This window comes from Hyphobacterium sp. (genome assembly GCF_043584775.1).
Taxonomy (GTDB): domain Bacteria; phylum Pseudomonadota; class Alphaproteobacteria; order Caulobacterales; family Maricaulaceae; genus Hyphobacterium.
In genome coordinates this window covers 225935-240603 of sequence record NZ_CP121327.1, presented here as the reverse complement: position 1 = coordinate 240603, position 14669 = coordinate 225935, and the positions used below count along the sequence as shown (strand labels likewise).

The window sequence follows — 14669 nt, the reverse complement described above, 5'->3', positions numbered from 1 at the left end:
CTTGACGCATCGCGCGCGAAACCCAAAAGCAGGGCGATGAATGGTATTCCAACCCAATCCTTCGATGCACTGGTCATTGGCGCCGGAGCGGCCGGACTGTTTTATGCCGCGCGCGCCGGCGAATGCGGCCTTCGGGTTCTGGTTATCGATCACGCCGCCAAGCCGGCCGAGAAAGTGCGGATATCCGGCGGTGGCCGGTGCAATTTCACCAATATTCACACCCGCCCCGAAAACTTCATTTCTGACAATCCGCATTTTGCGAAGTCCGCGCTGGCGCGTTTTACCCCGCAGGATTTCATTGACCGGCTGACCCGCCACGACATCACATGGCACGAAAAGACCCTCGGGCAGCTCTTTTGCGATGGCCGGTCGGCGGCCATTATCGACATGCTGGTCGGCGAGATGAGAGAGGCGGGCGGCGAATTGCGGCTGGGCACAACCGTCGGCGATGTTTCCAGAACCGCAGACGGTTTCCGGGTTGAAACATCGGGGGGTGTTGTCGGCGCAAGGCGTCTGGTGATCGCCAGTGGCGGGCTGTCCATCCCCAAAATGGGCGCGACCGGCTTTGCCTATGATGTCGCGCGCCAGTTCGGTCACACGATTATGGACCCGCGGCCGGCTCTGGTGCCTTTCGTATTTGAAGGACGCGACAAAAGCGACTTTGCCTCCATAACGGGTCTCGCCTGCCCGGTCGTGGCGTGCTCGGAACGCGCCGCCTTTGAAGAGGCGATGCTGTTTACCCATCGCGGCCTGTCGGGCCCGGCCATTCTGCAGATATCGTCCTATTGGGCAGAAGGCGAGCCGATCCGGATTGATCTTCTGGCCGGGCTGGACGCCGGCGCGCAACTGAAAGCGTTCAAGACGCAACACCCGAAAAAGAGTTTCGCCAGCTCACTGGAAATGCTTCTGCCCAACCGGCTGGTCAACTTGCTGGCCATGCGCGGCGACATTCCCGGGATACCGCGAATGGCCGATATGTCCCATGCGGCCATCGACAGCGTGGTGGATGGCCTCTCGAACTGGAAGATCAAGCCCGCCGGCACCGAAGGCTGGCGCACCGCCGAGGTCACGGCCGGGGGTGTGGATACGGCCGGTCTGTTCTCCAGCACGATGGAGAGCCGCCTTGTCCCGGGACTCTATTTCATCGGCGAATGTGTCGACGTGACCGGTTGGCTGGGCGGCTATAACTTCCAATGGGCCTGGGCCAGCGCATTTGCCGCCGCGCAAGCCTGACGCAGGATTCAGGGCCCGGTCTGACCGCCGTCCAGATGCGGCAGAGTCCGGTTCAGGAGAGTGTCCGCCGCAAAGGGTTTCTCGATCAGATCCGTAAAACCGGCACTTGCGAAATCCGGATCGTTTCGCACGCTTTCGTCCGCCGTCAGAGCGATAATCGGCCCGTCAAATCCCGCAGCCCGGATCGCGCGGCACGCCGCGACCCCATCAATACCCGGCATCCGGATGTCCAGAAGGATTCCATCGAAAGTTCGGGCTTCTGTGGCGTGAATTGCGGCCTCACCACTGCTCACGGCCTCCACCTCGCAATGCGGGCTTAACAACCGTATCAGCACGGTTCGCATCAGCTCATGATCGTCGACGACAAGAAGGCGGTGCATCGCCTGTTCCTAATTCGTCTGGATCACAGATGAAACAGCCGGTTTGCAGCTATTTCAACCTATGCCGTTCCATTGCTGCGCGGCCTATTCATACAATCCCAGCCTCGCGCCACTGTCGCAATGCCAGCAAGTGTCCGCACCGATCGGGCTTCCGGGCGGAATATCTGTATCCCTCACGTTCAGATCCTCTCCTGCATCCAGACGCGAAAGACCGGCTTCGATTTGCCGGGCCAGCCAAAAAGAATGAGCGTCGCGGGAGGTGCGATTCCATTGTCCGGCATAGTCCTCCAGCCGGGCGCGGGCCGGGCTGGCGGCTGTGGGTGTATCGGACGCTGCGAGCCGCAATAGCTGCATCACGTATTCGGTCTGAATAGCCTCCCGCAGCGCCACCAGCCGATCCGCTTCACCGCGGGAAGATCGAAGGACGGCCCGGTCCAGCGCATCCAGAACCTCATCTGGCGAATGCTGCCGGGAATCCCGCGCACTCTGATCCGCCATACGGGCCATGCGCGCCGGCGATAACACCGCCGCCAGCGTTATCCGGGCCGCGGCCGCGGCGGCATTGGGACGGCTGAAAGCCGGGTATTGATCGCTTTCAAAATGCTCACGCTGCGCGATGGGATCATAATCTGTATAGGGCGACGGGATGAGCAGAGACAGAATGTCCTCATCAATATCAAGCAGGGCAGGATCGAGAGTCTCCACCAGAACGGACAGCGCGCGGCGTTGCTCGTCAGCCTCATAGGGCGACAATCCGCCCACCCCGGACGGATTGTTTTCATAGGCGAAAATCACACCGCCCAGAGCGGAGGCCGCCGCCTCGACCTGATAACGATGGTAGAGATAGATCGGTGAAAATGCGTCGCGAATCGTCGACAAGGCGACGCCTTGCTCCAGACTTCCGGTGCCAAAGCGCTCCAGAGCCACGCGCCGCACGGCCAGAGCCTCTATCAGGGCATCCGTCGGGTTGGCTCCATTATCCCAGAGATTGGCCAGCGGGTGGCCGGAATCATTGCCGCGCGCATGCCGGTCCGAGATGTAGAGTAGCCCCGCTTCCCGCGCTTCGCGCAATATCTGCTCCTGCCCCTCCACTTCTTCCGCCGGATCGGAATACTGCGCATAGAGCCATCTCACAGAGGCGATATCCCATTCCCCGATACCGGTATCATAGGCGGCTGACGTATCCAGTCGGCCGTCTGGCGACACCGTGACCAGGGGAGCCGGGTAATCCATCACCGAAGCGCGGTCTGTGACGCTGGCCGCGAAATTATGCATCAGGCCGATCGTATGCCCGATCTCGTGGGCCGACAATTGCCGCACCCGGTCCAGCGCCAGCTCCAGCGGATCATCGGCGGCACCTGAGCCTGTACCGGCGCGCCCCAACAGGCCTTCAAAAATCATGCGATCCTGACGCACGCGCTGACTGCCCAGAAGAACATGTCCCTTGATGATTTCGCCTGTACGCGGGTCAATCACCGATCCCCCGTAGGACCAGCCCCGCGTCTGCCGGTGAACCCACTGGATGACATTGTATCGAACGTCCAGCGGGTGGGCCCCTTCGGGCAGAACCTCCACACGGAAGGCATTCTCGAAACCCGCGGCCGCAAATGCGTCCGCCCACCAGCTTCCCCCTTCGATCAGCGCGTCGCGGATCACATCCGGCGTGCCGCGATCCACATAATAGACAATCGGCTCCACCACGGGTCCGGACGCTACCGACGGATCCACGCGCTGCAACCGGTGCCGAAGGGCCAGCTGCCGGCGGACAGATTGATCCAGCGGCGCCGCCATATCGAAAATTTCCAGATTGATCGCTGCGGACCGCTCATCCGCAATGCGGACCTGATAGCCGTCATCCGGCAAGGCCACAAAAGAATGATGGACCGTCAATGTGATCGATTGGGGGGATGGCGTCACCGCCCGTACTTCAGATCCTGGAGAATCCCCTGCCAGCGTGATCAGAGCGTCAATCTCGACATTCTGCGGAAAAACCAGCGTGCTGTCGCTCAGCGGCGCCGAACGATCCTCATCGATCGAATAATCTCCCTGATCCGCATTGGACAGAATACTGATCGTGCCAACCGGATCACGCGTCAGAAAACCGGCCAGATCGATCAGAACATCGCCGCCCTGCTCGGCGACGATTTCCGTGCTCCAGACAACGGATCGCGCAAAGGACTGGCGGGTGGCATTGGTTTCATCAATGCCCGCGCCATCCGCGCGATAACGTGTGTTTTCAAACTCGGCAAAAATACGATCATTGACCCGGAAGAAGCGCAGGATTTCGGAGGAGCCGCCCAGTCCGCGATCAATTCCGATGGGATTGGAGCCCATGCCCGACGTCAGGCGTGACGTATAGATCATACGGCCATAATCGCCGGCCGCATCCGCGCTCAGCCGCGCCAGAATCCGGCCATCGCCATCATCGACATAGATCGGAATGAAACCATCGCGTAGATCAAGTCCGGCTATGGTCTCGTCATAGCTGGCCGGCGCATCTTCTGCGCTCGCCATGGCGACAACAATGATCAACATGACGCTGGCAATTACGGCTTTCATATTACCCCCCGCGAAACTGGTAGGACAGAAAGCTAGACGATGATTCTGGTGAGGTATAGCGCGCCGACCGCCTCAGACCGTGCTGCCAGACGAATGCGAACCCGTCTCGGTTGAGCAGAATTGCCGGCATTCAGGCAGCCAGGCACTCCCCCGGTTTTACCGGGTGCCGGTTCTGGCTAACCGCCATCCGCGATCATCATTGGCGATCAGGAAGGCCGGGTTGGCAGTGTCATTCGCGGGCAAGTCGATTACCCCGATATAATTACCTCCCAGCTCGTCAGGCTGGCGCTCCAGATCGGGCGCGGCTGAGCCCGCTCGGTTTTCCGGGTCAGCCTGAACACGCGTCGGTCGTTCAGACATCGGTCTCGATTGACGTGGTTGTGGGCGGAGGAAGGGACGACGCCGAAGTGGATTCGAGCTTGGCAGCTACCCCGTAACGCCAGATTTCCGGAGACAGCGCCTGACCGAAAGCATGCTCGGGCGGCTTTTTCAAAACACACGTGGCGCAATCAGCAAGGCGACGGTGCTCAGAACGGCGACGGCGACAATGTTCAGGATCAGGCCGACGCGGACCATGTGCGGAATGGCCACCATGCCGGAGCTGAACACGACCGCATTGGGCGGCGTCGCGACCGGGAGCATAAAGGCGCAGCTTGCTGCCAGGGTAACCGGAATGACATAGACAAGAGGGTCCTGACCGGTCTCGACTCCGATGGCGGCAATCACCGGCAGGAAAGTGGCCGTCGTTGCCAGATTGCTGGTCAGCTCGGTAATGAAAATGACCAGAGCGGTCGCGGCAACGATCAAAAGAATCGCATTCAATCCGCCGACAGCGACCAATTGTTGTCCGAGCCACAAGGCCAGACCGGACGCGGAAACTGCCGTTGCGAGGGCCAAGCCTCCGCCAAACAGCACCAGAACGCCCCAGGGCAGCTTGGTGACAGCGTCCCACGTCATCAAGGCCTGACCCTTGTTTCCCGACGGTATCAGGAAGGCGGCGACGGCCGCCGCCATGGCCACGCCCGTATCTGAAACTTCGCCGAGATAGGGAATATCATTCAGCCAGCCACGGGACAGCCAGCCGACAACGAGGAAGCCGAACAAAAGTGCCGTGCGTACTTCAGCCTTGCTCATTTTTCCAAGCCCGGCGCGCATGGAAAGGATGTGCCGGACCGCTTCGTCAGATGCCTTGAAATTGATGGGAAAGACCATCCGCGTGAGCACCAGCCAGGCGATGGGCAACATGATCAGGGAAACCGGCAACCCGACCAGCATCCATCGGGCAAAGTCTATCTGAACATCATAATTGTCGGACATGAATCCGACCATGAAGGCATTGGGCGGCGTCCCGACCAGCGTCGCCAGCCCGCCAAGTGTTGCGCCATAGGCAAGGCCCAACAGCAGGGAAACCCCGAAATTCGTCCGCTGCCGCTCATCCAGCGTCGGCATGGTCTCATAGATCACGGTCACGACCGACATGGCGATCGGCAACAACATCAATGTGGTCGAGGTGTTGGATATCCACATGCTGACAAAAGCCGCCGCCATCATGAAGCCGCCGACAAGGGCCCGGGCATCCGCCCCGGCGAGCGCGAACACGGCCAGCGCAATCCGCCGATGCAGACCGCAGCGCTCGATCGCCAGCGCAACAACAAAGCCCCCGAAAAACAGGTAGATGATGGGATTGGCATACGGCGCCGCAATATCGCGTGTGGACATCACGTCGAGCAGAGGCAGAGCCACAAGCGGCAGGAATGCGGTGACGGCGACCGGAATGGCTTCAGTCGCCCACCAGATCGCCATCCATGTTCCGATAGCCGCGACGATCACGCCCTCCCGCGGCAAGCCTTCAGGCGCAAAGGTCAGCCCGATGAGCAGGGCCGCCAATGGTCCGAGCAGCAGGCCGATCCGCTGATACAGTGCGGGGCTGGAATCCTCTTTTGCGGTCATCGGGTCACCTGTTCTGGATCATTGCTGCTGGAAGATGGCAAGACAGATTGCGCCGGGCGCTGCCTGTCGTCATGGAACTGCTCTTATCCGGTCCGGCTGCGCCGCGATCAAGGCTGCGGCCGCTTCGGCCATTCCCGCATTGTCGTGGGCAATCCCGGGAACACTGACAATATGCCATGAAAAGGGCGCACCGGACTGGTTGGCCTGCGCCTGTGCGACCGCGAAGAAGTATTCGCCGCGGGCGTATCGATGCGGCCCCTGCACCATCGCCTCTGGCGTACGGCGCAGATTTACATCTTCCGCATCCGTGTCCTGATCGCCCAATAGCAGCACCATCGGCCGGCCCAGCCAGCGGCGTACATCGCTCTGATCTGCCGGTGTGCCCTGAAGCCCATAGGGCCAGGGCGTCCCGGCATCCGGTAATGTGTACCAGCCGGCATTTGCAGGATAGGCCGTATTCAGGCGCGGCAAGTCCTCGAACAGAAGGGCGCGGTGAACAAATTGCGCACCCGCAGAATGGCCAAAAAGAACATATCCCTCCGCTTCGCCACCGCGCTGCATAATCGCATCGAAGAGCGGTTCGATTGCCGAGTAGGCATAGGGACCGTCAGTGCCGATTCCGCCCAGATTGTACAAAGCGGCTCCGGGAAAGGAGTCGACCGAAAATTCCGGCGCATAAATCCGCAACCCGTATTCCCGGGCCAACGTCACCCAGTTCGCGGCGTAATCGTCCGCATTCCGGTTCACGCCGTGCAGGACGATTACCACGGGCGCACCGTCCATGGCATCCGGCAGGGGCTCGACAAAGAAGACGTTCATCGCCGGACCGGACCAGGCGGAAAAGACAAAACTTCCCGTACGAACGTCACCGGCGAGCGCCGGCCCGGCGGGAAATATCGCAATCAAAAGGAAGGCAGCCAGACGGCGCAGCATGAAACAATCGGGGTGCCGCTGGAAAACGGCGCCCCTGCAATCCCGCACTAGAAGAATTTGCGAATGTCGAGATAGATCTGACGTCCGCGAATGCTGTGATAGGCCGCATCATAGCCGTTGGTTTCATCGGCCAGCGGCGGATCTTCATCGAAGATATTGTTGGCGCCAACGCGAATGCGCAGGCCATCGAGGGATCCATTGCTGTCGATGTCATATTCCATATAGGCGTTTACCTGGGTCCACTCATTGACGATGAACGGATCGCCATTCGGATCCAGGCCTGCGCCTGTATCAATAAACTCGCTGGTATAGTCGGCGCGCACACCACCGCCAAAACCGCTGGGGTGACGCCAGGTCAGGCTTCCTGCGACACGCCATTCCGGCTGACCGTCCTGGCGGATGATGTCCCCTTCCTGCGAAACGGTGATTTCATTGGAGATCAGGCCGCTATTCACAGCATCCCGGATCTGCTGGGCACCGGGCGACAATGCGATGAAATAGGTATCGAGGAAGGACGCATTCAGGCTGAGGTCAAAATCGCCGAGCGGCGTATCCTCGAGCTCATAATAAATCCCGTAATCGATTCCATCGACATCGATGTCTTCATTATTGTCGTACGTATCGCGGACGAACTGGATTTCACCCACCGGGGTCAGGCCTGCGGCGGTGAAAAAGTTGATCTGGTCCTGATTGGGTGCCGCGCGAACCACATTGGGGTTCGACGACCCCTGCAATCGCAGCAGGTAATCCAGGCTGATATGGTTTTCCGCACCAAACACACCCACCACGCCGCGGCGCTGGATCTCCCAGCGATCGACCGTGATTGTCAGTGGGTTCAACACGCTGAGCGGCCCTTGCAGGCCCCGCGGTTCGAAAACGAATCCATAGGTGACGTTGATATCGTCTTCCGGACCGATATCGTCTGCGACGGAACGGCGCTCGGTACGGCCTTCCGTGAAGCCGTTACAGGCCGCAAAGTTGGCGAAGGTTCCATTTCGAACGCCGGCTTCGCAGAAATAGCTGTCTTCGCGGGAATTGGAGCGATCAACGCCTTCATTGACGACGAGCAGGTTCGGTGCCCGGAAGCCCTCCGAATAGGCGCCGCGGAACATCAGACCTTCAAAAGGCGTCCAGGCGGCTGCTACACGCGGCGTCACCCCACTGCTGCCGAAATCCGAATAGTGTTCTGCCCGTGCGGCGATCTGGATGTCGAATGTATCAATCAGCGGAATATTCATGTCCGGGCTGACGAGCGGGATCGACGTCTCGACAAAGGCCGCGAAAACATCGCGTGCCCCGCGTGAATCCGGCGTCGGGCTGGTGCCATAAATGTCGGTTTCGCTGGTTTCACCGGTGACGGAATCCGTGAAGGTAATCGTGCCATCGACGCGGGCGTCGCGATCTTCCTCATACCGCTCATTGCGGAATTCAACACCGGTCGCGATACCGATATCGCCCCCGGAAATGCTGAAGACGCTGCCATTGCTGGCCCTGAAATCGATCAGGGAAAGCTCTGTCGTACTCTTACGGACCACATCGACGAGGAAGGGCTCGATCAGATTGCGCGCGTTTGGCGTGGCATCGCCGATGGATGGATTGTTCGGATCGCCGCCGTTGAAAATGTTGTAAACATTCGGTGTCTCGTTCGAGAGAGTCTGTTGCAACAGCGTCCGGGAAATAGAGTTATTGACCGTGTCTTCTGCATAAGCACGGTTATACAGCATCGCCGTATCCCAATCCCACCCGGACGTGCCAAACTCGCCGCGCGCACCACCGAGCAGGCGCCATTGCGTGTTCACGACCTCGATATCGCGGAATCCGACATCAACGAAACGATAGCGGCCGGCATCTGTAAAGACCGGCAAACCGCCCACGGGAACGTTCGTCAGGCCGGGCAAACGGTTCGGGTTGGGAGAGCCATCGGAGAAGGTGACCGGGCCGAACGGATTGTAATAATAATTGGCCGGAATGGAGATATTTGTCGCGCCAATGCCGTTGCGGGGTTCGTTGGTCGATTGTGTCTCGGCGTAGTAATAGCCGAACTCACCATAGAGACGGATACCGATATCCATGTCGTGATTGACGAAACCAAAGAGGTTGACGCGCTCTCGATCGGAGATGATCGAGCGCTCATAGGCTCCGTCAAAACGCAGATCGCGATCCTGACTGCCATCATCAATACAAATATTGGCCGCCGAAAGCGCACCAGCCGTATTGGCGCGGCAACCGGCAAAGCTGTCCGGCTGGATATGGAAGACACCGGACGCCGTCGTCAGCGTCGTGCCATTTTGCCGGACACGCGTGCCAGACGTTGTCCGCAACGTCCATTGCCCCCAGGGCGTTTGCGTGGCCCGGTTGTCAAATGAAACATCGCCCTCGAAGCTCGTGCCGATCAGAAACGGGCGTCTGTCCTCGGTCGCCGAGAAAGGATGCTCTGATGCAAACATGCCGTCGCGCCGTGAATACTCTGCCGCGAGCGAGATATTGGTCCGGCCATTGTTGAAATCATCGCCGGCCCTGATCGTCAGCGTTTGCTCATTGAGTCCGCTACCGGTGGCAAACAGATGACGGGCGCGCGCGTAGAGACCATCGACATCGTCGTCGAGAATTGTGTTGAACACGCCCGCAACAGCATCGGAGCCGTAAATGGCCGAGGCTCCGTCATTCAGCACTTCGACGCGCGCAATACCCGCGACTGGAAGCGAATTGACGTTAATCGTGGTGACCGGAGTCGACAATTCCGCCTGGGTGGAGGGGTGATTGACGACGCGGCGGCCATTGAGCAGGACGAGCGTACCACTGGAGCCGATCGAACGCAGGTTGATAGACGCCACATCACCACGTGCATTGTTGTTCGTGGTGTTGTTGTCGGTCCGGAACTGCACGCCACCCTGTGAGGGCAGGGAACGGATCAGGTCTTCACCATCGACGCCGCCGATGGAGTCGATCTCGTTCTGGCCGATAATGGTGACGGGCAGGGATTCGTTGATCCGAGCGCCCTGAATATTGGTTCCGGTCACGACAATAATGTCAGCCGGTTCAACCTGGGCGGGCCGGGCCTCCGGCGTTCGCTCAGCTGGCGCATCTTGCGCAAACGCGCTACCGCCAAAGGCCAGAACGCTGAGAGCGATCCCCGAATTCAAGAAACCCCGATACGTCATTGTGTACTCCCCTACACGATTTGAGGGTGACGAAAGCAACGCTGCTGGACAGTGTCAACAAAAATTATACACTCGGTTCAAATTGAATACAGTCAGTTAGCTTGGATTTCCGGCAAGCATTTTCCATGATGCGCCCGCCGGTGCAGTTTCGTTTCGGCGATGGAAGCAATGGCGAAAACCAGAATGACCGTTCTCAGACCCAAGTTTCCGGACCACAGATCGCCTTTCTCCAGGCAGCAGGAGCGGGCCCGCAAGACGGCCGCCATCCGGGCAGCAGCAGCCCAGCGCTTCAGCACTTTTGGCGTTCAGGGGACCCGGCTGGAAGATATCGCGGCCGATCTCGGCCTGACCAAGACCAGCATCGCTTATTACTACCCCTCGAAGGATGACTTGGTGGAGGCCGTCTTTCTGACCGCCGCGGAGTTTCTGGAGGAGGCCATAGCGCAGGCGGAAGAAACGCCGGTAACGGCGGATCGCCGGATACTGGGCCTGTTCCAGGCCTATGTTGATCAGCTTACCGAAGCGGTGGATGGCCAGCGCAGCCATCCGGCTCAGCTGCAGGAGCTGGATACACTGCCCGGGGACATTCAGGCGCGGATCGTCAAACGCCTGAGTGCGGCCGTCGGACGCGTCAACGCGATGGTTCAGGATTGGCTCGATCAGACAGACCAGACTCTGGGACGCAGCGAGCCGGTCACCTTCTGCCTGTTTGCCTTGCTCGACTGGTTGAAAATCAGCGCCAATGAATTGTCCGCCGAAGACTTCAGAAAGGACTCTGGCGTCTTGCTGGATATCCTCAGCGGGGGGCTGGCCGAGAGCGGCACCCTGTCCGGCCAGATCAACCCCCAATTCAATACTCAGGATGAAGTTCCGCAGATCTTTGACCGCGAGGCCCGCAACCAGATCAAGCGGGAGGCATTTCTCAAAGCCGGAATAAGGTTCTTCAACCTGTATGGTTTTGAGGGCGTCTCGCTCGCGGACGTCGCCGGATCGCTGGGGGTGACACGCGGCGCATTCTACTACCACATTCCGGACAAGGAGAGTTTTCTTGACCAGTGTCTTGATCATTCCCTCGATACGGTGGAGGCCACCCTTGATGCTGCAGACAAGACCCACAGCGGTCTCGGCTTTATTCAGCGGGCATTGTTCGACCTGATCTACATGCAGGCCAGCGGCGTAACACCCATCATCCGCCCCGGCCTGATGTCTGCCCTGCCCTCGACCCGCCAGAACCGCTTTCGCGGACGGCTGCGAAATATTTCACGCCGTCTGGGCGATGCCCACGATGCCGCCATCGCCGATGGCACGGCGCGCCAGCATGATACCGCGGCCGTCGAAGCCATTCTGGCCAGCATCATGTTTCTCAATGACGGCTACACGCTGGCCGCCGCCAACAGTTTCAACGACTGGCGCATATCCGAAAATCCGCAGTCGGCGACGAATGATTACCTCTACAGCCTGCTCTTCGGATTGACGGCGGGTGACGCGTGAGACGGGCCGCCATCCTGATGGCCGTACTGGCATTCGCCGGCTGCTCACAGCCCGAAGGCGGCGAGACCGAGACACAAAATGTTGCGGCCGCAGCGATCGAGGCCGAAGTCATGACGGCACCTCGGGAGCCGGCTTTCATACCCCAGACGGCGCCCCTGACGCGCAATAGCGAAATCGCGGATATTTTCTCGACCGCATCCTTGAATGCCGAAGTGCTCCGGCTGGAGGCCGCATTGGCACGTGCGCAGGCTTTTCATGGTGTCATCCCGCAATCCGCCGCAGATGCGATCTCCGCCGCCGCCGTGCCGGAGAATATCCCGCAGGCCGAGATTGATGCCGAATATGCGGTCGTCCGCCACCGCATGGTGGCCTTCCTCAATGTTTTCCGCAGATCGCTGGACGAAGAGAGCGCCAATTATCTTCATTTCGGGGCGACAACCGTCGATCTTTACGACAGCGCTGCCATGCTCCAGATGCGCGCTTCCGTCCTCGAAATGATCGCGGACTTGCGAACGATCGAGCTTCAGCTCATCGAACTCGCCGATCACTATAAACACACACCCATGATCGGGCGAACTTTGGGCCAGCATGCCCTGCCCATCACCTTTGGCAAAAAGCTCAGCGGTTTTATCGGAGAGAATCGCCGGCACATTGATCGCCTGGTGGATCTGCTCGGCCGGATCGAGCGCTCGATCATCATGAAAGGCGCCGTCGGCAGCTATCTGGGCCTGGGGCCGGAAGGACAAGATATAGAAGCGCGGATGGCGGTCGAGCTCGGCTTGCCACCGCCCTACCCGGATGACTGGCATGCCAGCCGCGACGTGTTCGCCGAATTTGCCCTGGTGCAAGCGATGATGTCGCGCACCTGGGACCGGCTGGGCCAGGAGATTTTTCTGCTCCAGATGACAGATATCGGCTCGGTCATGGAAGCCGTGCCAGCAGGTTCGGTCGGATCCAGCACGATGCCGCACAAGGTCAACCCGTCGCTGTCCGAGGCGCTGATCCAGCATGGCCGGACGATTCCCCGTCTTGCCGAGATCGTGCTGGACGACATGGTCAACTTCTTTGAACGCGACAACACTTCGCGGCCCAACCGCGCCATCGAGGACGTGGCCCTGGCCACCGAGGAAATGCTCGGCGATGCCAGCCGATTGCTGTCGCGCATACGGGTGGACGAAGCCCGCATGGCCGAAAATCTGCAACGCAGCCAGGGCTGGATCTTGACCCAGCGCATCGTGTTTGCCGTGCAGGATGATCTCGGGCGCGAAGCCGCAGAAAACCGCCTGCGCGATCTGGCCGCCGCGGCCACCGGCACAGGCGTCTCGCTACGCGATGCCATCAGCCGCGACGCTGAATTGTCGGCGCTCCTGTCCGCGGAAGAGCTGGATGCCCTGCTCGATCCGAATACCTATCTGGGCCTCGATGCCGCGCTGGTGGATGCGGTCATCGCCGAGGCCCGCTCTGCCCGGCTGGAGGACCCCGTCCGATGAGTTCGCGCTCACACCTTTTCATCATGGCCCTTCTTGGCGCCGTGATGACGCTAACGGCCTGCACCACTTCACCTTCGGAACTAGGCGGATGCGCGCGGGGCGATGTCCGCCTCACACAGGATTTTTCCGGTTCCCCTGCTTATGACTGCACGCGAACAGGCCCGGCCGCCTTTGAACTGACGGTGAGACCGGAAAGCACGCCCATCAATCCCAGCCCCTGGTTTGCTTTTGACCTTGAAGCCGAGCGCGAGACGGCGGTCAGCATCCAGCTCGACTATGGCGAGTACGAACATCGCTACCGGCCGGAGATCGATCGGGGCAACGGTATCTGGGAGGCCTTGCCCGATACCGCTGTCCGGCTTGAAGCCGGCGACAGCGTGGCCGTGATACGGGTGGATGTCGGGCCGGGCGGCGCGCGGATCGCGGGACAGGAAGTTTTCGGCGTGGAAGACCGGGCGCGTTGGCGAACAGATTTCGCCGAGCGTCACGGGCTCTCTCGCCAAATGATCGGCCAGAGTATCGAGGGCCGGGCGATCGAGGCCCTGTCGCGGCCCGCCACGCGGCAAGGCGCGCCCCTCATCGTCATACTGGGTGGCCAGCATCCGCCGGAAGTCACGGGCGTCCTGGGCCTGCGCGCCTTTCTGGAAACCCTGTTTGAAACTCCGTCCGGCGAGAATCCGCTGGATCACTATGAATGGCTGATCGTGCCCGATCTCAACCCGGACGGCGTCCATCACGGACACTGGCGCCAGAATCTCGGCCGGATGGATTTGAATCGCGATTGGGGACCCTTTACCCAGCCCGAAACCGCTGCCGTGCGCGCCGAGCTCGAAGCGCGCGTGTCAGAAGGGCAAACGCCGTTCCTGATGCTGGATTTTCACAGCACACATCGCGACGTGCTCTACACGCCGCCTGATGATCTGGGTCTGTCACCCGAGAATTTCGCCGCGGACTGGATCGCGATTCTCGACCATATCTGGCCGGGAGAGGGCGATGTCTTTGAGCGCGGGCCGGGACATAATCCGGACCTCCCCACATCAAAGACCTGGTTTGCGACGCGCTATGGCGCGCCGGGAATAACGGTAGAATTCGGCGACGAGACCGACCGCGACCGGGTCACAATGTTGGCGCAAACCGCCGCACGGGCACTCCGGATTTATATGGAGCGTGCGCCCGCCCGGAATGCAGCCGCCGAACCCTGATCGGCCGGGGCTCCGCTCGGCGAATGAGCTGGCTTCGATTAATGGCCGTCGTCAGACAAGGGCAAACCGGTCCTTGTTCATGCCGCCCATCTGGCAGCCAGCCGCCAGCGCCGGATATCCTGTGACAGCATGCCTTTTGCGCCAATATCCCTGTTGGCCGCCAATGACGGCGGCGAAAAATATCTAAAGCGTTGATGTAATGAAAGAATATTCCTGGCGGTGCTGTCAGACGAAAGCGAACCGGTCTCCGTTTCAATGGCATTCGCGGAT

At 60.2% G+C, this 14669-nt stretch carries 10 protein-coding genes; 4 read left to right on the top strand and 6 right to left on the bottom strand.

Going from position 1 to position 14669, the window contains the following annotated elements:
• Window positions 1–36 precede the first annotated feature (36 nt).
• The gene (locus P0D52_RS01185) at window positions 37–1233 is read left to right on the top strand and encodes an NAD(P)/FAD-dependent oxidoreductase (protein ID WP_394693620.1); all 1197 of its coding nucleotides are present in this window, start codon (window positions 37–39) and stop codon (window positions 1231–1233) included.
• 8 nt (window positions 1234–1241) lie between these two features.
• Here the strand turns inward: P0D52_RS01185 and P0D52_RS01180 are convergent, their stop codons facing one another.
• The 6 genes from P0D52_RS01180 to P0D52_RS01155 all read right to left on the bottom strand — a co-directional run bounded on the left by P0D52_RS01180 (window position 1242) and on the right by P0D52_RS01155 (window position 10216).
• The gene (locus P0D52_RS01180) at window positions 1242–1613 is read right to left on the bottom strand and encodes a response regulator (RefSeq protein WP_394693619.1); all 372 of its coding nucleotides are present in this window, start codon (window positions 1611–1613) and stop codon (window positions 1242–1244) included.
• Between the two features lie 84 nt (window positions 1614–1697).
• The gene (locus P0D52_RS01175) at window positions 1698–4172 is read right to left on the bottom strand and encodes a zinc-dependent metalloprotease (protein ID WP_394693618.1); all 2475 of its coding nucleotides are present in this window, start codon (window positions 4170–4172) and stop codon (window positions 1698–1700) included.
• 156 nt (window positions 4173–4328) lie between these two features.
• Window positions 4329–4532: a hypothetical protein gene (locus tag P0D52_RS01170; protein ID WP_394693617.1), complete on the bottom strand. Its 204-nt coding sequence runs from the start codon at window positions 4530–4532 to the stop codon at window positions 4329–4331.
• Window positions 4533–4661: 129 nt separating this feature from the next.
• The gene (locus tag P0D52_RS01165; RefSeq protein ID WP_394693616.1) at window positions 4662–6122 is read right to left on the bottom strand and encodes an SLC13 family permease; all 1461 of its coding nucleotides are present in this window, start codon (window positions 6120–6122) and stop codon (window positions 4662–4664) included.
• A 69-nt stretch (window positions 6123–6191) separates the two neighbouring features.
• A complete protein-coding gene (locus P0D52_RS01160; RefSeq protein ID WP_394693615.1) occupies window positions 6192–7055 on the bottom strand; it encodes an alpha/beta hydrolase in 864 nt (287 codons plus the stop codon).
• A gap of 47 nt (window positions 7056–7102) precedes the next feature.
• Entirely contained in the window at window positions 7103–10216 is a 3114-nt protein-coding gene (locus tag P0D52_RS01155) for a TonB-dependent receptor domain-containing protein (RefSeq protein WP_394693614.1), read from the bottom strand.
• A gap of 183 nt (window positions 10217–10399) precedes the next feature.
• On the opposite strand from P0D52_RS01155, the gene P0D52_RS01150 reads away from it, so the two are divergent.
• From P0D52_RS01150 to P0D52_RS01140, 3 genes are read left to right on the top strand one after another with little or no spacing between them, the layout of a single operon-like run.
• Window positions 10400–11707: a TetR/AcrR family transcriptional regulator gene (locus P0D52_RS01150; protein ID WP_394693613.1), complete on the top strand. Its 1308-nt coding sequence runs from the start codon at window positions 10400–10402 to the stop codon at window positions 11705–11707.
• Window positions 11704–13197, top strand: coding sequence for a lyase family protein (locus P0D52_RS01145; RefSeq protein ID WP_394693612.1), 1494 nt, complete (start codon window positions 11704–11706; stop codon window positions 13195–13197). Before P0D52_RS01150 ends, P0D52_RS01145 begins: the two co-directional genes overlap by 4 nt.
• Window positions 13194–14399, top strand: coding sequence for a M14 family metallopeptidase (locus P0D52_RS01140; RefSeq protein WP_394693611.1), 1206 nt, complete (start codon window positions 13194–13196; stop codon window positions 14397–14399). The genes P0D52_RS01145 and P0D52_RS01140 overlap by 4 nt, the downstream gene beginning before the upstream one ends.
• Window positions 14400–14669 lie beyond the last annotated feature (270 nt).

What these genes read in the sequence shown, in the direction of transcription:
- P0D52_RS01150 (WP_394693613.1), top strand. Translation starts at nt 10,400, where the DNA reads ATGACCGTTCTCAGACCCAAGTTTCCGGACCACAGATCGCCTTTCTCC.
- P0D52_RS01170 (WP_394693617.1), bottom strand. Translation starts at nt 4,532, where the DNA reads ATGTCTGAACGACCGACGCGTGTTCAGGCTGACCCGGAAAACCGAGCG.
- P0D52_RS01165 (WP_394693616.1), bottom strand. Translation starts at nt 6,122, where the DNA reads ATGACCGCAAAAGAGGATTCCAGCCCCGCACTGTATCAGCGGATCGGC.
- P0D52_RS01175 (WP_394693618.1), bottom strand. Translation starts at nt 4,172, where the DNA reads ATGAAAGCCGTAATTGCCAGCGTCATGTTGATCATTGTTGTCGCCATG.
- P0D52_RS01180 (WP_394693619.1), bottom strand. Translation starts at nt 1,613, where the DNA reads ATGCACCGCCTTCTTGTCGTCGACGATCATGAGCTGATGCGAACCGTG.
- P0D52_RS01155 (WP_394693614.1), bottom strand. Translation starts at nt 10,216, where the DNA reads ATGACGTATCGGGGTTTCTTGAATTCGGGGATCGCTCTCAGCGTTCTG.
- P0D52_RS01160 (WP_394693615.1), bottom strand. Translation starts at nt 7,055, where the DNA reads ATGCTGCGCCGTCTGGCTGCCTTCCTTTTGATTGCGATATTTCCCGCC.
- P0D52_RS01185 (WP_394693620.1), top strand. Translation starts at nt 37, where the DNA reads ATGAATGGTATTCCAACCCAATCCTTCGATGCACTGGTCATTGGCGCC.
- P0D52_RS01140 (WP_394693611.1), top strand. Translation starts at nt 13,194, where the DNA reads ATGAGTTCGCGCTCACACCTTTTCATCATGGCCCTTCTTGGCGCCGTG.